Consider the following 21,151-nt stretch of genomic DNA (forward strand, 5'->3'; position numbering starts at 1 on the left):
GGATATAATTAGTAATGGAAATAATTAGAATGAACAAAACTACTTTATTAAGGCTTTTTTTTATTGTATTAGGATTACCATGTTTTGCACAAATAACTGTAGACGATTCTTCATTTACAGTTGATCAACTGGTAGAAAATGTATTAATTGATAGTCCCTGTGCTCAGGTAAGTAACATTTCATCTTTTACAGGAACAGCACAAGGATTTAACGGAATTGGATATTTTGAAGGGAACGGATCGGGATTTGAAGTAGATCGAGGAGTAGTTTTAAGTTCTGGTAATGCAACAAGTGCCGCTGGACCTAATGGGCAGGCACCTTTAAGTGAAGGAGATGGTTCTGGATGGATAGGAGATGCAGATCTATCGAGTATTACTAATACTCCCAATCTATTTAATGCAAGTTATATTCAATTTGATTTTGTTCCTTCAGTAGATTTTATAAGTTTTGATTTTCTTTTTGCTTCAGAAGAATATGTAGGTACATTTCCTTGTACTTTTTCAGATGTATTTGCTTTTATTCTTACGGATTCGGCGGGGAATTCAACCAATCTAGCTGTTGTTCCAGGAACAAACCCTCCTGTACCGATTAGAGTAACAACTATCAATGCTGGTGTTGATTCAAATGGGGATGGGGATTTTAATGATGCTAACGAATGTCCACCACAAAACGAAGCTTTTTATAATAGAACAATACCACCAGGAACAGCTGCTCCTATAGATTTTAATGGGTATACTCAAGTACTTACAGCATCTGGATCCGTTACCTCTGGAGAAACATATACCATAAAACTGGTAATTGCTGATAATGGAGACGGAGCTTATGATTCTGCAGTATTTTTGGCAGCAGGTAGTTTTAATCTTGGAGGAGATCTTGGAGAAGATAGAACCTTAGTCTCCGGTAATCCTGGTTGTACAGGAGATCCTATAATTTTAAATGCAACCTTAGGTAATAACTCTACATATACCTGGATGAAAGATGGAGCACCTTTATCACCTGGGGATGGCACAACAGTACTAGCTGGTGGAGCTCAATTACAGGTTACTCAGGATGGTACTTACAGTGTAGAAATAGCAATTTCAAGTGGTTGTACAGCTTCAGATTCTATAGATATTGAGTTTATTATAGCTCCGGTTATTGCCAACTCTCCTAATAACCTGGTGTCTTGCGATGTTGATGGAGATGGATTTAGTCCTTTTGATCTAACAGCAAATACTAGTTTGGCTCTTGGAACCCAGGATGCAACATTATTTCAGGTCACGTATCATTTAACACAACAAGATGCAGAAGATTATACAGGAGCAACTACGGATAATAGAATTGATACACCAGATAATTATACGAATACTTCTGCAAATCAAGTAGTATGGTTAAGAATTGCAGAAACTAATCAAAAGTGTTTTGAGGTTGCTTCTTTTACACTAGAGGTGATAGGAAATCCAGTAGCAAATACACCAACAGATTTTGAACTTTGTGATAATGATGATGATGGTAATGATACCAATGGATTTGTAGAATTTGATTTATCTACAAAAGTGACAGAAGTATTGGGAACTCAAAATGCTTCGGATTTTTCTGTTTTATTTTATGAGAGTCAAGCTATTGCCGATGCAGGAGTGGCAGGTACAGAATTACCCGCGTTATATACAAATACCAGTACTCCTCAACAAATCTTTGCAAGAATCGAAAACGTTACTAATAGACAATGTTATGAAACAACTTCTTTTCAACTTATAGTCAATCCGCTTCCTACGGTAGCAAGTACAGTTGCTTTATTACAGTGTGATGATGATATTGATGGTTTTTCATTATTTAATTTGTCTGAAGCAAATACTTTAATTTCTACAAACGCTGCAAATGAAACTTTTACTTATTATTTGACAGCACAACAAGCGATAAATGGTAATGTGGCAGATCAAATAACAAATTTCACTACGTATCCTAACCCTACATCACTTAATAGTATAGTATATTCTAGAATAGAATCTGATAAAGGATGCTTTAGAACGTCACAAATTAATTTACAGGTGTCTACTACTCAAATTCCTAGTAATTTTAATCTTACTTATACCATATGTGAATCAGAGAATATTGATGATGATCCAACTGATGGTATTGCTACATTTAATTTTAGTGATGCAACGAATCAAATATCTCAATTATACCCAGGTGGTCAGAATTTAACGATTAGGTATTATCAAAATGAAGCTGATGCGCTGGCAGAACAAAACGAAATTACAGATATAGCTAATTATAGAAATACTTCTTCTCCTTTTTTACAAGAATTATATGTGAGAGTAGAAGACGGTAGTAATAATGCTTGTCTGGGATTAGGAAATCATATAACATTACAGGTAAATCCATTTGAACCAATTCAATTTGAAGATGAATACATAATTTGTTTACGAGGTGATGGTACTGCTATTAACTTATTACCAGTTGATATTATAGATACACAATTAGATCCGTCAACATATAGTTTTCAATGGTTTGTAGGTCCAACTACTACAGCAGGAAATGAGATTCCTGGAGAAACAGGAGCTACATTTTCACCAAGTATTCCAGGAGAATACTCTGTATTGGTTACCGGAATAACAACCGGTTGTACGTTATCTAGAAATACAACGGTTATAGAATCATATCCTCCAGAAAGTATAACCGCAGAATTGTTATCTGGTGCTTTCTCTAATAATGCAACTATTGAGGTAACTGTAGTTGGAAATGGGGAATATGAATTTAGATTAGATAACGGAAGTTGGCAGGAATCTAATATTTTTGCAAATGTTTTCAGAGGTGAGCATACAGTATTTGTTAGGGATTTAAGATTGTGCGGAGAGTTAGAGTTTGAATTAGAACCCATTGTAGATTATCCAAGATATTTTACACCTAACGGAGACGGTTTTCATGATGATTGGACAATTACAGGAAGTAATAACGTATCAATAGGATCAATTCAGATTTTTGATAGATATGGTAAATTACTTAAAGATTTGGGGACTTCAGGAAGATGGGATGGTACTTATAACGGTCGAGTATTACCGTCTAATGACTATTGGTTTGTAGTCTCTTATACTGAAGAAAATATAATGAAAGAATTTAAAGCTAGTTTTTCCTTAATACGATAAATTTTAATGTCTCAAAATAGACACTTGCGCAATGTACTGGAACTGAATCTGGCAATGTTATTGATCAGTACTTCAGGAGCTCTAGGAAGATATATAGATATGCCAGTTCCAGTGACCATAGGGTCTAGGGCGATTTTAGCAGGAGTTTTATTGTTTCTTTTTTGTAAATGGAGGAAAATCTCATTACATATAGAAAGTAAAGATAGAGTGACCATTATGGTTGGAGGGATCTTAATGGGATTGCATTGGATCACTTATTTTTATGCTTTACGACTATCAAATGTTGCGATCGGGATGATTTCTCTCTTTACATATCCTGTAATTACATCTCTTTTAGAGCCCTTGATTCTAAAAACTAAATTTCAAAAAATGCACCTTGTATTAGGGATCATGGTTTTATTAGGAATTTATTTTTTGGTTCCAGATTTTAGTTTTGAAAATACATATGCAAAAGCGGTTGGGTTTGGCGTTATATCAGCATTATGCTATGCTTTGAGAAATTTGATTATGAAAACTAAAGTAACCAATTATCATGGATCGATGTTGATGTGGTATCAGCTAGTAGTAATTAGTGTTATGCTTTTACCGTTTCTATTTATAATGGATAGTTCAGGAATAAAAGATCAATGGCCTTGGTTGTTGGTTTTAGCTCTGTTAACCACAGCTATCGGGCATACTTTGTTTTTGTTTAGTCTTAAGCGTTTTTCTGCTACAGCCGCCAGTATTATGAGTAGTGTGCAACCGGTTTATGGAATTATCATAGGAATTATTTTTTTAGGAGAAATTCCTGTACTTTCAACAATTATTGGAGGAGTTTTAATTTTAACTTCTGTCGTTATAGAGAGTATTAGAACATATCGATAGTGAATCTATATTATGGAAAAGATAACAAAGCAATTAGGAGGTTTATTGATAGAAACTGAAAAGTTAGTTTTAGAAATGGATAAAGAGAGCATCGAATATAAAGTTTCTAGTAACAAATGGTCAAAAAAAGAAATTTTAGGGCATTTAATAGATTCGGCAATAAACAATTTACAAAGGTTTACAGAAGTTCAATTTATGCCTAAACCATATGTGATTAGAAAATATGCTCAAAGTGATCTAGTGGTAGCAAATAAATATCAAGATAAAGAAATATCATCTTTACTACAGTTGTGGATTTCATTAAATCAACAAATTCTTTTTGTAATTAGTAACCTTGATCGTGATATGTTAGATCTAAAGATTGATGTTGATCACAATAATAGTAAGACTTTAAAATGGTTGATAGAAGATTATGTAATACATATGAAGCATCACCTTAATCAGATTAAAAACTAATCAAATACAATCATCCCAGATTGGATCTGTAGGAGGAGGAGCGAGGATTGTTAACGGTTCTTTTTTAACAGGATGAATAAAAGTCAGTTTTCTGGCATGTAGATGAATACTTCCGTCTTTATTACTACGATTAGCACCATATTTCAGATCTCCTTTTATAGAACATCCAATACTTGATAATTGAGATCGTATCTGATGATGACGACCGGTATGAAGGTCTACCTCCAAAGCATAATAGCTATCAAGTTTTTTAATAGTAGTGTATTCCAAAATTGCTTTTTTACTGTCAGGAACTTCATTTTTGTGTGCATAAGACTTATTTTGTTTGGGATTACGTTTGAGCCAATGCGTTAGTAAGTCGCTATCTTTTGGAGGTTTATTTTTGACTACTGCCCAATACGTTTTTTGAGCCTCTTTATTGGCAAATAACTTATTGAGTCGAGGTAAAGCCTTACTAGTTCTGGCAAACACAACAATACCACTGGTGGGTCTGTCTAATCGATGTACCACTCCCAGATAAACAGCTCCGGGCTTATTGTATTTATCAGCTATATATTCTTTGACGATTTCACTTAGTGGTTTGTCGCCAGTTTTATCGCCTTGAACGATATCTCCAGGACGTTTATTAATAACAATAATATGATTGTCTTCGTAAAGAACCTGCAGATTATTTTTATTAGAGATGATTTTAGACACTTTGGATCTTATGTTTATCTAACAACTAATATTGTTCACTATCACTAGGGAAATCAACAGATTTCACATCTGAGACATATTTTTTAAAAGCATTTGTCATTTCTGTATAAAGGTCAAGATACCTTCTTAAAAAACGAGGATTGAATTCGTGAGTCATCCCAAGCATATCATGAGTAACTAGTACCTGTCCATCAACTCCGTTTCCAGCTCCAATCCCTATAATAGGTATAGTTAAACTTTCTGCAACCTCTTTAGCTAATTTGGCCGGAACTTTTTCTAAAACAATAGCAAAACATCCTACTTTCTCCAGCATTAAAGCATCTTCCTTTAATTTTCGAGCTTCTTCTTCTTCTTTAGCTCTAACAGTATACGTCCCGAATTTGTATATAGATTGTGGTGTAAGCCCTAAATGCCCCATAACAGGAATCCCCGCGTTTAGAATTCTTTTAATAGAATCTTTTACTTCTTTACCACCTTCAACTTTTACTGCATGACCTCCTGATTCTTTCATAATGCGAATTGCAGATCGTAAAGCTTCTTTAGGATCACTTTGATAACTTCCAAAAGGAATATCTACAACAATTAAAGCGCGATGAATAGCTCTTATAACAGAAGATGCATGATAGATCATTTGATCTAATGTAATCGGAAGTGTAGTTTCATGACCTGCCATAACATTAGAAGCAGAATCACCTACAAGTATAACATCTATTCCAGCGCCGTCTACAATTTTAGCCATCGTATAATCATATGCAGTAAGCATTGATATTTTTTCTCCGTTGGATTTCATCTCAACCAGAGATTTTACTGTGACTCTTTTGTAATCTTTTTTTGCTGTAGACATTATAAATTGTTTTTAGAAATGTAAAAGTAATGATTTACCTATATCGTAACAAGTGTATAAGGTTTTTGATTTTTCTTTTGTATCAGGTAATTATGAAAAACTAATTAAAAACTTATTTTTACATAAATCAAAAAATGAAGAATATGTATAAATTAAAAGTGTTAGTGGTTCTACTTATAACAGTTAATGTTTTTTCTCAGAAAGAAACTTCTGCAAAAGATATGGATCGTCATCAAGAAGGAGCGAAACAGACGGTGATAGATTTTTTTGAAGGTTTTCATAAAGGAGATACCATAATGATGAAAAAAACGATGGATAATGATATGGTTTTAAGAACTATTGCCAAAACGAAAGAAGGAGAAGTAAAAACATTTAAAACTGAAGTTGCTAAATTTGTGATGGCAATACATAATAGACCTGCAGAACAAAAATGGTATGAGAAAATTTTAGGGTATACGATTAATGCTAATGACCGTATTGCACAAGTATGGACGCCTTATGAGTTTTATGTCAATGATAATTTTAGTCATTGTGGAGTAAATACCTTTCAATTATTTAATGATGGTACATCATGGAAAATTATTTCTATAGCCGATACTCGTAAACGAGAAGGGTGTAATTAGATTAGACTGATTAGAAATGGTAAAAAATTTCGAAAAGAATGTAAGCCTATAGACCAATGTATTCCATGTTTTTTCTTGAAAATACCATAAATAAAACCCGAAAAAATTCTTGGAACTGTCAAGAGTATTATAGTAATGTTAATTGCGGAAATGTTTCCATAATTAAGAGCGTGTGATAATCCAAATAAGAGAGATGTGATTACTAATACGAGCGTAGTAGTATTTTTCTTTTCTAAACTTTCTTTTAACCTGTAAAGAGTTAACGATTTATAACCATAATTTTTTAGGATAAAGAATATAATTGCAAAGAGAATAATTATGATTGGGTATATATAATACCAATCTAGATATGGTTTTAAAACAAAAAGCATTACAAAAGAAGATAAACCGCTAATAAAAAGAGGGATATCATCTTTTTGAGGCTTTATTAATGATCTAAAAACTAATTCTTCCAGAATAGGCATTATTATGACTAAGGAAAGAAAACTCTCTAAAATATTCTTTTTAAAAGCATTGCTATTTTGTCGATCCTCATAAAGTGAGAAATCAATAGTAGGAAAATAATTACTGATTAGTTTTTGAACTCCAACCCATACGATAATAAAAATTACTATAATCGCAAAATAAAGAAAAAGCTTCTTGAGTTTTGAAGTATTGTTTTTACTCATCTTTATTTAACAATCACTCAAACTCACTTTTATAGCTAAACCACCTTCACTGGTTTCTTTATATTTGGTATTCATATCCTTGGCAGTTTCCCACATAGTTTCTATTACTTTATCAAGAGGAACTTTGGCATTTGCAGCATCGTTATCTAAAGCCATTTCGCAAGCATTTATAGCTTTGATAGCTCCCATAGCATTTCTTTCTATGCAAGGAATCTGTACCAAACCTCCAATGGGATCGCAAGTAAGGCCTAAATGGTGTTCCATAGCAATTTCACTAGCCATTAATACTTGTTCTGGTGTTCCGCCCATTAATTCTGTTAGAGCCCCAGCAGCCATTGCTGATGATACACCTATCTCAGCCTGACAGCCACCCATAGCTGCAGAAATAGTAGCTCCTTTTTTGAATAAACTTCCTATTTCGCCAGCAACTAACATGAATTGCTTAACATCGTCAAAATTAGCATCATGATTTTCAATGACCATATAATACATCATCACAGCTGGAATAACTCCAGCACTACCATTAGTAGGAGCAGTTACTACTCTTCCTAAAGAGGCATTTACTTCATTAACTGCAAGAGCAAAACATGAAACCCATTTGAGTATTTGTCTAAATTTTACTTTGGTATCTCTTATAGCCTCAACCCATTCTGTAGGATTGGTGTATGGAGTATCACCAATAAGTCTTTTGTGAGTGTCAAAAGCTCTTCTTCTTACATTTAAACCTCCTGGTAAAGAACCTTCAGTATGACAACCTGTATAAATAGATTCTAACATTACTTTCCATACCTGAGCAATTCTTTCATCTATATCCTGATCACTTCGTAAGGAGCGTTCGTTTTCCAAAACAATTTCTGAAACCTTTTTACCTCTAGTTTTGCAATATTCTAAAAGATCTGATCCTTTCTGTATAGGGAGTGGAAAGCATTGAAACTCTTCCAGTTTCTTTTCCTGTCGTTTTCGTTCTTCCTTTATGACAAAACCTCCACCTATTGAATAAAAAGAAGATGACACTTTTGAGCCATTTTGCAATTCTGCATGAAAAGTAATAGCATTGGGGTGAAATTCTTTAAATTCTTTATTAAAGATAATCTGCACAGAAGGATCAAAAGTTATTTGTTTCTCCTGGTTAAATAAGAATTGTTTAGAACTCTTAATAGATTCGATAATTGTGGGTATAGTTGAAACATCGATGGTCTGCGGATCATATCCACATAATCCCAGAATTACAGCGATGTCGGTAGCATGTCCTTTTCCGGTAAGTGATAAAGAACCAAATAAATCTATCGTAATAGAGTTTACAGATTCAAAATGTTCATCTTTCTTTAATTCGGAAATCCATCGTCGTCCTGCTCTCCAGGGACCTAAGGTATGAGAACTAGAAGGACCGACTCCGATTTTCAGCATATCAAAAATACTGATGCATTCCATAATTGATAACTATTGAATAAATTTTAGGGGGTAAATATATGATTTTGGCAATAAACAAACTCTTTTTTTGCTAAATAGTTAGCAAGGTATTTTTACTAGAATGATTAACGGCCAGAAAGTAAGATTTGTACGTGATATAATGACATCCTGTCAGACAGATAGACATGGCATAATCATTGACTTAACACCGATGAATGATTATGAACAACACTATAACAATTTAATATAAATTATGAGTAAGATAATAGGTATAGACTTAGGGACGACCAACTCTTGTGTTTCTGTAATGGAAGGTAATGAGCCTGTAGTGATCCCTAATGCTGAAGGAAAAAGAACAACTCCTTCTGTAATTGCTTTTGTAGAAGGTGGAGAAATTAAAGTAGGAGATCCTGCAAAACGTCAGGCAGTTACAAATCCAACTAAAACGATTTCTTCTATTAAAAGATTTATGGGAAATAAATTCTCTGAATCTTCAAAAGAAGCAGAAAGAGCTGCTTATAAAGTAGTAAAAGGAGATAATGACACCCCAAGAGTTGATATCGATGGGCGTTTATATACACCACAAGAATTATCTGCAATGACACTTCAAAAAATGAAGAAAACTGCAGAAGATTATCTTGGACAAGATGTTGCAAGAGCTGTAATTACAGTACCAGCATATTTTAATGATGCACAGCGTCAGGCAACTAAAGAAGCTGGAGAAATTGCAGGTCTTAAAGTAGAAAGAATTATTAATGAGCCAACTGCAGCAGCTTTGGCTTATGGTCTTGATAAAAAAGGAACTGACCAGAAGATTGTAGTATTTGACTTTGGTGGAGGTACTCATGATGTATCTATTCTTGAATTAGGAGATGGTGTATTTGAAGTATTATCTACTGATGGAGATACACACTTAGGAGGAGATGATGTAGATCAAAAAATCATTGACTGGTTAGCTGAAGAATTCAAATCTGAAGAAAATATGGATCTTCGTAAAGATCCAATGGCATTACAGCGTCTTAAAGAAGCAGCTGAGAAAGCTAAAATAGAATTATCTTCTTCTTCTCAAACAGAAATCAATTTACCATATGTTACTGCAACTGCAAGTGGTCCTAAACACTTAGTAAGATCATTAACTAGATCTAAGTTTGATCAGTTAATTGATGATTTGGTAAAACGTACTATCGAACCTTGTCGTACTGCACTTGAAAGTGCTGGATTATCTACAAGTGATATCGATGAGATTATTTTAGTAGGAGGATCTACACGTATTCCTGCGGTACAGGAATCAGTAGAAAAATTCTTTGGTAAAGCGCCAAGTAAAGGAGTGAATCCTGATGAGGTAGTAGCGGTAGGAGCTGCAATTCAAGGAGGAGTATTGACAGGAGATGTAAAAGATGTATTATTATTAGATGTTACTCCACTTTCTCTTGGTATTGAGACTATGGGTAATGTAATGACAAAGCTTATCGAAGCTAATACAACAATACCTACAAAAAAGTCGCAAGTATTCTCTACGGCAGCAGATAATCAACCATCTGTAGAAATTCATGTGTTGCAAGGAGAACGTCCTATGGCAGCGCATAATAAAACAATCGGTCGTTTCCATTTAGATGGAATTCCACCAGCGCAAAGAGGAGTACCTCAGATTGAAGTAACTTTTGATATTGATGCAAATGGTATCATTAAGGTTTCTGCGACAGATAAAGCAACAAATAAATCTCAGGATATTCGTATCGAAGCTTCTTCAGGATTAACAGAAGAAGAAATAGAGAAAATGAAGAGAGAAGCAGAAGCAAATGCTGAGGCAGATAAAGCAGCAAAAGAAACTGCAGATAAGTTGAATGAAGCTGACGGGATGATTTTCCAGACAGAAAAGCAACTTAAAGAATTTGGTGATAAATTGTCAGATGATAAGAAAAAACCAATTGAAGATGCTTTAGAAGAACTTAAGAAAGCATATGAATCTAAAGATTTAGCAGTAATCCAACCAGCACTTGATAAAATCAATGAAGCTTGGAAAGTTGCTAGTGAAGAGATGTATAAAGCTCAAGCAGAAGCTCAACAAAATGGACAACCTGGTCCAGAAGCGGCAGACCAATCTTCTGAAGGAGGATCAGAAGGAAGCGATGTAGAAGATGTTGACTTCGAAGAAGTAAAGTAAATAATAAAACTTTTATAAAAATGCGTAGCTAAAAGCTGCGCATTTTTTTTATACCTTTGTTTTAATATAAAAGAAGGAACGGGTTTTTATTAATCCTTGTTTTATACCCCCTTTTGTAATGCTGATTTTCACACGATCTAGTACTTAATTTTATAAGGATTTATAGTCCTGCGGGTTTGTTTTTTGTAATGGGAATATATTAATGAATCTATCGCAAGTTTTTCGTAAAAACATCTTTTGGTTTTATGACTTTCTAAGAGGTGATGATATTAAAAATCATTATGAGGATATCAAAAAAATAATTGAGAATCCTCATTCGGCACCCTCACAAAGTAAGAAAGAGAAATATCTTAAAGGTATTCTTGACCACGCAGTAGCTACAACTAACTTTTATCAACCTTATACAAATTATAATTCGATTTCAGATTTCCCTATTATTAATAAAAATATGATAAGGGATAATTTTGAAGATTATAAATCTTCAAAATATAAGGTTAAGAACTGTGTTTTAGTATCTACAAGTGGTTCTACTGGAGCACCTTTCTCCGTTTTACAAAATATGAGTAAACGCTGTAGGAATACAGCAGATAACCTTTATTTTTCTAAAAGATCAGGATATAACATTGGTCAAAAACTAGTGTATGTAAAAATATGGCCAAAATCTGTTAATCGAAGAATGTTTTCTAGAAGTTGGATTCAAAATATATCTCCTCATAGCGTTTTTAAGCTTAAAGATCAGGACATCGATGAATTAATAAAAACATTAAAAAATGATTCGTCACAAAAAAGCTTTTTAGGATATACGTCTGCCTTTGAACGTATATGCAGATATCTTGATAAGATCAATTCAGAACCAATATCATGTAATGTGCAATCAGTAATTACCATGTCTGAAAGTCTAAACGAATATACCAGGCATAGTATGGAGAAATATTTTGGAGTTAGTGCAGTATCCAGGTATTCTAATAATGAGAATGGAATTCTTGCTCAGGAAGAACGTAGTAAATTCAGAAACTTTACAATTAATTCTGCTAGTTACTATATAGAGGTTTTGGATATGGAAAAAGATATCCCTATTGCTAAAGGCAAACAAGGTAGGATTGTAGTGACAGATCTTCATAATTATGCAATGCCACTCTTACGTTATGATACGGGAGATATAGGTATTATGGATGAAGATGAGCATGGAGTACTTTTCTTAAAATCTGTAGAAGGAAGGAAATTAGATTTAATATACGATACAAAAGGTAATATGGTTCCTTCTCATATTTCTTCTCAGTTATGTAAATATGGTGATTATAAACAATTTCAATTGATACAATATTGCGAGAAGGCGTACCTAATTAAATTGAACACGGATAAGAAGGTAGATGAGCATAAAATGATAGAAGAGTTTAAAGGATATTTTGGCCAAGATGCACAAATCAAAATTGAGTATGTTGATGAAATCCCTCTATTATCTTCAGGTAAAAGAAAAGAAGTTAGAAATACTTTTCATACATAAGAATCTTAGGTGTTTTAACATCTTATCTTCAAAGATTAGATTTAATTTTTCTTAATGCTTCTATTTTTGATAATGGTTTTAATTTTGCAGTAGAAGCATATGAAAGAACAGCTTCAGGATTTGTTTTTGAATATTCGCGCAAGGCCCATCCTATTGCTTTTTTAATAAAAAACTCATCAGAATGTTTATGTTTTTCGCATTGAGCAAATAACAAGTCTGCATTTGTTTTGTCTTTATATCCTAATTGAAATATTATGGCACTGCGATTAAGCCAAATATTTTCTGAAGCTGAAAATTCCTTTATTACCAACTCAGTTTTATTTTCAAACTGTAAAAGATAATTACCCAAAATATTTTTTGCAATCATATCTACTGAATCCCACCAAGAATTCGTTGTGATAAACATACGTATAAGATCAATATCCGAAATCTCATATTTATTCTTAAAAAGTCGCTCTACCAGTTCTATACCACAGTGATGCAGTTCTCGCTGAGGTTTTTGATACAAAGTTTCGGTTATTTTGATAACTCGATCTCTCGTGAATCCAGTTTTAAATTCTTCAAAAGTACCTTTATATAGTTTTCTGCGTAGCGGTACTTTTATTCCATAATAAGGAAATAAATTCCTCATATACGTTTCCATAGCTATAGCATTTTTAGGATTAGCGTGTTCTTCAAATTTTAAAATTAGTGAGGAAACAAAATCCATAATTACAAGCTATTTTTTATACTTTATATATACGATAATAAATAGAATACTAAAACCCAACAGCTGTGTCATCGCCTCTTTTATCAGCTCCACCTTCTAATGTGCCATCCTCAAGAACAAGAATCCCATCAACTTTACCAATAATCCTTGAGTTTTCTTGATTGATTTTATATCCTTTTTGTTGTAAACTGTCCAGCATATCGGTGTCAAAAAGATCTGGTTCAAATACAACAACATCAGGCAACCATTGATGATGAAAACGAGGTGCATTTACGGCATCTTGCATTGTCATACCAAATTCTTCTACGTTTAAAACGGTTTGTAATACTGATGTTATAATAGTAGAACCTCCGGGAGTTCCTACAGACATCCAGAATTCTCCATTTTTCTCCACGATAGTTGGTGTCATCGAGCTTAACATTCTTTTCTCAGGAGCTATGGCATTAGCTTCTGCTCCTATAAGTCCAAACATATTGGGCACTCCAGGCTTAGCGCTAAAATCATCCATTTCATTATTTAAGAAAAACCCTAAGTCAGAAGCATAAAGTTTAGAACCATATGCACCATTTAATGTAGTTGTAACAGAGATAGCATTGCCAAATTGATCAACGATAGAGTAGTGTGTAGTTTCATCACTTTCGTATCCAGGAATACTTCCGTAACTAATATCAGAGGATAACGTAGCTTTGTCAAAACTAAAATCCTTCATACGGTCATTAAGGTATTCTTTATTAATCAAAGTATCTAACGGGATATTAACAAAATCAGGATCTCCAAGATAAAAACTACGATCCGCATAGGCTCTTCTTTCGGCTTCAGTAATTACCTGTACAGTTTTTAAACTGTTATGACCATACTTTGCAAGATCATAAGGTTCTATCATTTTCATAATTTGTGCCAGACATACTCCACCGCTAGAAGGAGGAGACATAGAAGTAATAGTAAGATTTTTGTAATTGAACTCTACGGGTGTGCGCCATTTGGCCTCATATTTTGAAAGGTCATCTATGGTGATAATTCCTCCATGAGATTGTATGAAATCTACAAGTTTTTGTCCGGTTTCACCTTTGTAAAACTCGTCTTTTCCGTTTTTGATAATTCTTTCCAGAGTTCTGGCTAATTGAGGGTTCTTTATAGTGTCTTTTGATTTGTGGTCTTTGGCAAAAAAGATAGTGTCTTTATTTACTTGTATAAATAACTCTTTAAATTTTTCAAAACGTTTTTGTTGTTTATCAGTTACTACATATCCTTTTTTAGCTAGTTCAACTACAGGGTTTAGTATATCTTCAATGGGCAAAGTCCCAAACCTCTTGTGTACTTCAAAAATACCAGCTACTGTTCCAGGAACACCTACTGCTAATGCTCCTAGTTGACTTTTTTCGGGAACAACTTCATCATTTTCGTCTATGTACATATCTTTTGTGGCCGCTAGTGGTGCTTTTTCTCTATAATCTAGAGCTCCTGTTTCTCCATTAGCTTTTCGATATACCATAAAACCACCACCGCCAAGGTTTCCTGCATATGGATACGCTACAGCCAATGCCATTTCTGTAGCAACCATTGCGTCAAAAACATTACCGCCTTTTTCCATAATGGCAGCGCCAATTTTTGAAGCTTCCTCACGAGCAGAAACCACCATAGCACGTTGTGTTATAATACCTCTTATGGGTTCGCGTTTTGATTTTTGATCAGGTGTAGTTTTGCAAGAAAAACTTATTATAAGAAGGGCTAGAAAAGATAAGTGTTTTAAGAATTTTACGCTCATAGTGTTCTCATTTCATTTTTAGTATATAGTTCAAGTTCTTCAAAAAAAGAACGAAATTCTTTTTCAAAATCCGAATAATATTGCTCAAGTTCGATGACGGCAAAATTCATCTTAGATTTGTTTTTTGTTCTTTGATTCATCCTATATAAGATATTTCCAATACCAGATACTGTAGCATAACTAAATAACCAGTTATCTTGTATCATATAGGGTAAAAAATGTTGTATACGTTGTGGTAATACTTCATAATACTCCTGAAGTAAAGAATAAAAATCATCTACATATTCTTTTAGTGGAAATGCTGAATAATCAGACCAGTTGGCGGCTAGAAAATGATCATAAAGGATATCAACAATAACACCACTATAATGACCATATTTTGAATGTAAACGAGAAGTGCTTTTCTTAACAATTGGATGACTATCTGTATAAGAATCAATTTTACGATGCAAGGTAATTCCTTGTTGTATTCGATCAGGAAATTGCAGGTATTTTTTTCCTTTGACAGAATCGGCTATGAAATTACCGATTTTAAGCTCCGGATCATCCCCGGAAAGATAAATATGAGCTAAAAAATTCATTAGGGGAATTTACAATTTTTTATATTTCACAAAGGCTATTTTAGATAAATTTTAAAATTTAGAAATACAAGCTTCCTGGTTCGTGTATATTTATAGATTTTATAAAATTATTACCTAACATAAATTTCTCACGTTTTTTGCACTTATAGTAGTTGTTTTTTAATAATAGTTTACGTTAAATCGTTGTTTGTAATTAAATCTGTGTTGTTGGTACAAAAAAAATGTGTTTTATACTTCAGAAAATTACTTTTGTAGGTATAAATGATACTTAATATGCATATATTTTTCTATGATTTCAAGAGTATAAAAACTGAATTTTATCAAGTATACTCAGATATATTGATAAAGAATGTTTTTAAGTGCTCAATGTTAACCTTTATTCTGCTTATGAGTTCATGCGACAAAGAAGGAAAAAGTATTGATTTTACAAGTGAAGGAACATTTACAGATGGAGTAGAAGGACCAGCTACAGATTATCAGGGAAATGTTTATGCAGTAAATTATCAGAAACAAGGAACCATAGGAAAAATAACCCCTGATGGAGTAGCTACTTTATTTTTAGAACTTCCGTCGGGAAGTATAGGAAATGGAATACGATTTGGAAGTACAAATGAAATGTATATAGCTGATTATAAAAATCATAATATACTCAAGGTTGATTTGAAAACTAAAGCACTAGAGATCTTTGCGCATCAACCCTTGGCAAATCAGCCAAACGATTTGGCAATAGGAGAGAATGAAACTATATATGCCAGTGACCCTAATTGGTCTGATAATACTGGAAATATTTGGAAAGTAACCAAAGAAAAAGGTTTTGAGTTATTAGAAAGCGGAATGGGAACCACTAACGGAATTGAGGTAAGTACCGATAAAAAAAGATTGTATGTTAATGAATCGGTTCAAAGAAAAGTGTGGGTATATGATATTGCAGAGAATGGTACTTTAAAAAATAAAAAACTGTTCTTCTCATTCAATGATCATGGCTTAGACGGAATGAGATGTGATCATAAAGGAAATCTTTATATATGTCGTTATGACAAAGGTACCGTTGTAGTGTTGTCACCAGAAGGGAAACTGTTAAAAGAGTTTATATTGAAAGGAAAGAAACCAACAAATATTACTTTTAGTAATGATTTTAAAGAGTTTTATATAACTGTTGCTGATAGAGGTAATATCGAAAAAGTAAAGAATACGTTATAACATAAAATAAAGAAACCTCTTCTTTTCAAAACTTTGTTCTACATTAAATTGTAGCAGTTCACTGTATCTTGTACATTTGTTCAAAATTGAAATAAATTAAGCAAGATATATGACACTAATCAAATCAATATCAGGGATTCGAGGTACAATTGGAGGGGTTGTAGGAGATAACCTTACACCTGTAGATACAGTAAAATTTGCTTCCGCGTATGGAAGTTGGCTTAAGAAAGAAACGAATAAAGTTCATCCAACGGTTGTTGTTGGTCGAGATGCTCGTATTTCTGGCTCAATGATTCAGCAATTGGTAATGAATAGTTTAGTGGGGTTAGGGATTAAAGTAGTAGATCTTGGACTTTCAACGACTCCTACGGTAGAAATAGCAGTGCCATTAGAAAATGCTGATGGTGGAATTATCTTGACAGCTAGTCATAATCCTAAACAATGGAATGCTCTTAAATTATTAAATAATAAAGGAGAATTTTTAAATGCTGAAAATGGTAAAAAAATACTTGACATTGCAGAAAATGATGAATACATTTTTGCAGAAGTAGATGATCTAGGTAGTATTACTGTTAACGACACATATATAGATAAGCATATTGAAGAAGTTTTAAAACTTTCTTTGGTAGATGCTGATACAGTTAAAGAAGCAGGTTTTAAGGTAGTAGTAGATGCTGTAAACTCTACAGGAGGAATTGCAATTCCTAGGCTACTTAAAAAAATGGGAGTTGAGGTAGTAGAGTTATATTGCGAACCAAATGGTCACTTTCCTCATAACCCAGAACCTCTTAAAGAACATCTTACCGATCTGTCAGAATTAGTTGTAGAAGAAAAAGCGGATTTAGGAATTACAGTAGATCCAGATGTAGATCGTCTAGCTTTTATGAGTGAAGATGGAGAAATGTTTGGAGAGGAATACACATTAGTAGCTTGTGCAGATTTTGTTTTAGGAAAGACACCAGGTAATACCGTTTCTAATTTATCTTCGAGTAGAGCATTGCGTGACGTAACTCAAAAACATAATGGCACTTATGAAGCGAGTGCAGTAGGAGAGGTGAATGTAGTTTCTACAATGAAAGCCAATAAGGCTATTATTGGAGGAGAAGGTAATGGTGGAATCATTTATCCAGAATCACATTATGGAAGAGATTCATTAGTAGGAGTGGCACTATTTCTTACCCATCTTGCAGAAAAAAAATGTACGGTTAGTGAATTGAGAAATAGCTATCCTTCTTATTTTATGAGTAAGAATAAAATTCAGTTAACACCTGATCTGGATGTAGATGCAATCTTAAAAGGGTTTCATAAAAAAAATGACTCAGAAGAAGTGTCAACAGTTGATGGAGTAAAAGTTGATTTTTCTGATAGTTGGGTGCATCTGCGTAAAAGTAATACAGAACCAATTATTCGTATTTATACTGAGGCGCTTAGTCAAGAAAAAGCAGATCAGTTAGCAGAAGAGACAATTTCAGTATTAAAAGAGATAGCAGGAATTTAATAAAAAAGCACTTGGCTAGATTTTTAACGTCTAGCCAAGTGTTTTTTATCATCCTATAATTGCTCCTTTAGGAATATCAGCATTACGATGTTTCCATCGTTTATGTGTCCAAAGATAGTTTTCAGGTTTATTGTGTATTTGTTTTTCTAGTAAATCCAAAAAACGTCTTGTAATAACATGATCTTCAGTGTTTTTTGGGTCTTCAGAAATAGGGATTAATGATGCTTCATAATATCCTCTATTTACTTTTTCTACGTTTAGGTAAAATATACTTAGACCTAATCGTTTTGATAAGACTTCGCCTCCAGTAAAAGCAGGAACTCTAACTCCCATAAAATTTGTCCAGTATTTTGATGTAGTAGCTTTTGGCGATTGGTCAGAAAACAAACCATATAGACTAAGTCTGTTATCATTAAGGTCCTTAATCATTTCTTTATAAGCAATTCTATTTGCGATTACACGAGAACCAAACCTAGCTCTAATACGATGTGCCAACCTATCAAAGTATTTGTTTTCTATTGGTTTGTAAATACCAACACAACCAAATTTTGAAATTAAATCAACAACATTAGTCCATTCATAACTGGCATAATGCCCCATCATAACAATAATACTTTTGTTTTCGTCTTCTAATCTTTTGAGCATATCTAGATTAGTGATTTTGAAACGATCTTTCATTTCTTCACTACTTATAGATATTGATTTGATCATTTCTAAAAACATATCACTCATGTGTTTATATGTTTTTTTACTTATGCTTTTAATCTCTTTTTGGGATTTTTCAGGAAAAACCAGGGTTAAGTTTTCTGTTACAGTTTTTCTACGATATCTTACAATATAGTACATAAGTATATAGATTCCTGTAGAAAACATATAGAACAAACGCCAGGGTAATTTTGAGATTCCCCATAATATAGGATATACTAAACAGTAAATTAGTAATTGCATAGATTATTGATTTAGGTAAGTGAGTAAAGATATACTTATTAATTAGTATCAAAAGAAACTATTCATATTATTGTCAATGAATAAGTTTTGTTTATTATAGTAGCAACTATCCGTTGGTTAATCTACAGTGGCTCCTTCAGGAATTTCAGCATTACGATGTTTCCATCTTTTATGTGTCCAAAGATAGTATTCAGGTTTATTTCTTATTTGTGCTTCCAAAAGCTGTAGATACTTTTTGATGATTGAATAATCTTCACAATTTTTGGAATCTTCACTTACAGGAACAAAAGTTGCTTCATAATATCCTCTTTTTATTTTTTCTACCTGTAGATAATAAGCATTTAGATCAAAACGTTTTGCCAGTACTTCTGCGCCCAAAAATACAGGCACTTTAATTCCTAAAAAATCTGTCCAATACAAGGCTTTATGTAGTTTTGGCGATTGATCAGAAATTAATGCATATATTGATAGTCCTTCTTTTGTTTGATCTTTAGTAATTTCTTTCATAGCATCTCTATTAGGAACTAACCTAGATCCAAAACGAGCTCGAATTCTACGTACTAGTTTATCAAAATAAATATTTCCAACAGGTTTGTATATACCAACCGCCTGAAATCCGGTTTGCATATCAATAACATTTGCCCACTCATAGCTGGCATAATGTGCCATAAAAACCATGATGTTTTCTCCTTTGGCTTCTAATTCAAGTATGTCTTCGAGATTAGTAACTTTAAAACGTTCCATCATTTCTTTATTAGAAATAGAAATAGATTTGATCATTTCCAGGAACATATCACACATATGACAGTAAAACTCTTTACGTATTCTATTGATCTCCTTAGGTTTTTTATTTGGGAATACTAATTTGAGGTTTTCTGTTACTGTTTTTCTTCGATACCTAACTACATAATAAACAAGAAAAAAAATAATGGATGAGAATGCATAAAATAACTTCCACGGAAGCTTTGAAATTAGCCATAAAATGGGGTAGACCAATCTATAAATAATTAATTGCATAAGTAGGTGGACTTTTTTCGCGAAAGTACAGGTATTTTGTCAAATTTGACTTACAATCGTTAAAAAAGTCTGAATATTACTTAATACAGCAACAGTAAGTATGACAAATGGTTAGATTTAGATATGTTAATCAACGATTGCAGTTTTTGGGATTTTAGCATCTCTCAGTTTCCATCGTTTATGTGTCCATAAATAATATTCTGGCTTATTATAAATTTGTTTTTCTAATAAGCGTAAGTATTTTTTTGTGATATAATAATCGTCACAGTCTTTAGGAGTTTCTGTTATCGGGATGAATTCTGCTTCATAATGTCCACGTTTTACCTTTTCTACTTTTAAGTATACTACAGGCATGTCTAATCGTTTTGCAATTTTTTCTCCGCCTGGATATGCGGGAACTTTTATTCCCATAAAATCTGTCCAATAGGATGCGCCTTTTAAACGAGGTGATTGATCGGTAACTAGGCCATATGCACAAAGTTTACCTTGAATTTTATCACGAGTAATTTCTCTAATGGTATTATGTTTAGAGATCAATCGTGCATCAAAACGTCTACGTATACGATGTATGAGTTGATCAAAATGCTTATTTGCAATTTTTTTATAAACTCCTACGATTGGATAACTACCAAGGAATTGAACCGCAATTGACCACTCATAACTGGCATAATGAGCAATTAATACGATAACACTTTTCTTTTTAACTTCAAGAGATTTGAGTATTTCAGGATTTAAAATCTTAAATCGTTTACTTAGTTCTTTTTCAGAAATAGACATGGTTTTAATCATTTCTAAAAACATGTCGCACATATGCTGGTAAAAAACTTTTCGGATTCTACTAATTTCTGATTTTGATTTTTCTGGAAAGACAAGGATTAAGTTCTCTGTAACAATACGTTTTCTATAACCTACAATATGATAGACAAAGAGATAAATACCTGAAGAAAACAGGTAAAATATACGCCAAGGTAATTTAGAAATTCCCCACAATATAGGATATACCAAACGATATATTAATAATTGCATTAAAAATAGCTTTAAGGCCTGCAAATATAACTCTATTTGCTGAAATTTTTATA

The 21,151-nt window shown here is 33.1% G+C and carries 17 protein-coding genes and 1 pseudogene; 8 read left to right on the forward strand and 10 right to left on the reverse strand.

Features of this window, described 5'->3' with window-relative positions:
• Positions 1 to 29: 29 nt before the first annotated feature.
• From U0D62_RS25110 to U0D62_RS25120, 3 genes are read left to right on the forward strand one after another with little or no spacing between them, the layout of a single operon-like run.
• Entirely contained in the window at positions 30 to 3,125 is a 3,096-nt protein-coding gene (locus U0D62_RS25110) for a choice-of-anchor L domain-containing protein (protein WP_322290120.1), read from the forward strand.
• 6 nt (positions 3,126 to 3,131) lie between these two features.
• Positions 3,132 to 3,989: a DMT family transporter gene (locus tag U0D62_RS25115; protein ID WP_322290121.1), complete on the forward strand. Its 858-nt coding sequence runs from the start codon at positions 3,132 to 3,134 to the stop codon at positions 3,987 to 3,989.
• A gap of 12 nt (positions 3,990 to 4,001) precedes the next feature.
• On the forward strand, positions 4,002 to 4,445 hold the full coding sequence (locus U0D62_RS25120) for a DinB family protein (protein WP_322290122.1): 444 nt from the start codon (positions 4,002 to 4,004) through the stop codon (positions 4,443 to 4,445).
• Here the strand turns inward: U0D62_RS25120 and U0D62_RS25125 are convergent, their stop codons facing one another.
• Positions 4,446 to 5,141 (reverse strand): RluA family pseudouridine synthase, encoded by a 696-nt coding sequence (locus U0D62_RS25125; RefSeq protein WP_322290123.1) that lies wholly within the window; start codon positions 5,139 to 5,141, stop codon positions 4,446 to 4,448.
• Positions 5,142 to 5,166: 25 nt separating this feature from the next.
• Positions 5,167 to 5,985 carry a 3-methyl-2-oxobutanoate hydroxymethyltransferase gene (gene panB, locus U0D62_RS25130; RefSeq protein WP_322290124.1) on the reverse strand — a complete coding sequence of 273 codons (819 nt, stop codon included), beginning with the start codon at positions 5,983 to 5,985 and terminating at the stop codon, positions 5,167 to 5,169.
• A gap of 143 nt (positions 5,986 to 6,128) precedes the next feature.
• On the opposite strand from panB, the gene U0D62_RS25135 reads away from it, so the two are divergent.
• The gene (locus tag U0D62_RS25135; protein ID WP_322290125.1) at positions 6,129 to 6,608 is read left to right on the forward strand and encodes a nuclear transport factor 2 family protein; all 480 of its coding nucleotides are present in this window, start codon (positions 6,129 to 6,131) and stop codon (positions 6,606 to 6,608) included.
• Here the strand turns inward: U0D62_RS25135 and U0D62_RS25140 are convergent.
• On the reverse strand, positions 6,605 to 7,276 hold the full coding sequence (locus tag U0D62_RS25140) for a CPBP family glutamic-type intramembrane protease (protein ID WP_322290126.1): 672 nt from the start codon (positions 7,274 to 7,276) through the stop codon (positions 6,605 to 6,607). The genes U0D62_RS25135 and U0D62_RS25140 overlap by 4 nt on opposite strands.
• Positions 7,277 to 7,282: 6 nt before the next feature.
• Positions 7,283 to 8,707, reverse strand: a complete 1,425-nt coding sequence (locus tag U0D62_RS25145; RefSeq protein WP_322290127.1) for an L-serine ammonia-lyase — start codon at positions 8,705 to 8,707, stop codon at positions 7,283 to 7,285.
• A 232-nt stretch (positions 8,708 to 8,939) separates the two neighbouring features.
• Between U0D62_RS25145 and dnaK the strand changes: the two genes are divergently transcribed.
• Together dnaK and U0D62_RS25155 are read left to right on the forward strand one after the other, a co-directional pair.
• Complete coding sequence (dnaK, locus tag U0D62_RS25150; RefSeq protein WP_322290128.1) at positions 8,940 to 10,850, forward strand: molecular chaperone DnaK; 1,911 nt, start codon at positions 8,940 to 8,942, stop codon at positions 10,848 to 10,850.
• Positions 10,851 to 11,052: 202 nt separating this feature from the next.
• On the forward strand, positions 11,053 to 12,354 hold the full coding sequence (locus U0D62_RS25155) for a phenylacetate--CoA ligase family protein (protein ID WP_322290129.1): 1,302 nt from the start codon (positions 11,053 to 11,055) through the stop codon (positions 12,352 to 12,354).
• A gap of 28 nt (positions 12,355 to 12,382) precedes the next feature.
• On the opposite strand, the gene U0D62_RS25160 is transcribed toward U0D62_RS25155, so the two are convergent.
• The 3 genes from U0D62_RS25160 to U0D62_RS25170 are packed head-to-tail and all read right to left on the reverse strand — an operon-like array spanning position 12,383 to position 15,409.
• Positions 12,383 to 13,063, reverse strand: a complete 681-nt coding sequence (locus tag U0D62_RS25160) for a DNA alkylation repair protein (RefSeq protein ID WP_322290130.1) — start codon at positions 13,061 to 13,063, stop codon at positions 12,383 to 12,385.
• 49 nt (positions 13,064 to 13,112) lie between these two features.
• Positions 13,113 to 14,828 carry a gamma-glutamyltransferase gene (gene ggt, locus U0D62_RS25165; protein WP_322290131.1) on the reverse strand — a complete coding sequence of 572 codons (1,716 nt, stop codon included), beginning with the start codon at positions 14,826 to 14,828 and terminating at the stop codon, positions 13,113 to 13,115.
• Entirely contained in the window at positions 14,825 to 15,409 is a 585-nt protein-coding gene (locus U0D62_RS25170; protein ID WP_322290132.1) for an acyl carrier protein phosphodiesterase, read from the reverse strand. Before U0D62_RS25170 ends, ggt begins: the two co-directional genes overlap by 4 nt.
• 387 nt (positions 15,410 to 15,796) lie before the next feature.
• On the opposite strand from U0D62_RS25170, the gene U0D62_RS25175 reads away from it, so the two are divergent.
• Entirely contained in the window at positions 15,797 to 16,609 is an 813-nt protein-coding gene (locus U0D62_RS25175; protein ID WP_322290133.1) for an SMP-30/gluconolactonase/LRE family protein, read from the forward strand.
• A 109-nt stretch (positions 16,610 to 16,718) separates the two neighbouring features.
• Positions 16,719 to 18,107: a phosphoglucosamine mutase gene (gene glmM, locus U0D62_RS25180; RefSeq protein ID WP_322290134.1), complete on the forward strand. Its 1,389-nt coding sequence runs from the start codon at positions 16,719 to 16,721 to the stop codon at positions 18,105 to 18,107.
• Positions 18,108 to 18,155: 48 nt separating this feature from the next.
• Here glmM and U0D62_RS25185 read toward each other — a convergent pair whose 3' ends face one another.
• The 3 genes and pseudogenes from U0D62_RS25185 to U0D62_RS25195 form a co-directional block, all read right to left on the reverse strand.
• Positions 18,156 to 19,055 carry a lysophospholipid acyltransferase family protein gene (locus U0D62_RS25185; protein WP_322290135.1) on the reverse strand — a complete coding sequence of 300 codons (900 nt, stop codon included), beginning with the start codon at positions 19,053 to 19,055 and terminating at the stop codon, positions 18,156 to 18,158.
• Positions 19,056 to 19,172: 117 nt separating this feature from the next.
• Positions 19,173 to 20,087 (reverse strand): annotated as a pseudogene (locus U0D62_RS25190) (lysophospholipid acyltransferase family protein); the annotation flags it as partial.
• A 111-nt stretch (positions 20,088 to 20,198) separates the two neighbouring features.
• On the reverse strand, positions 20,199 to 21,098 hold the full coding sequence (locus tag U0D62_RS25195) for a lysophospholipid acyltransferase family protein (protein ID WP_322290136.1): 900 nt from the start codon (positions 21,096 to 21,098) through the stop codon (positions 20,199 to 20,201).
• Positions 21,099 to 21,151 lie beyond the last annotated feature (53 nt).

Source organism: Aquimarina callyspongiae, assembly GCF_034322225.1.
Taxonomy (GTDB): Bacteria; Bacteroidota; Bacteroidia; order Flavobacteriales; family Flavobacteriaceae; genus Aquimarina.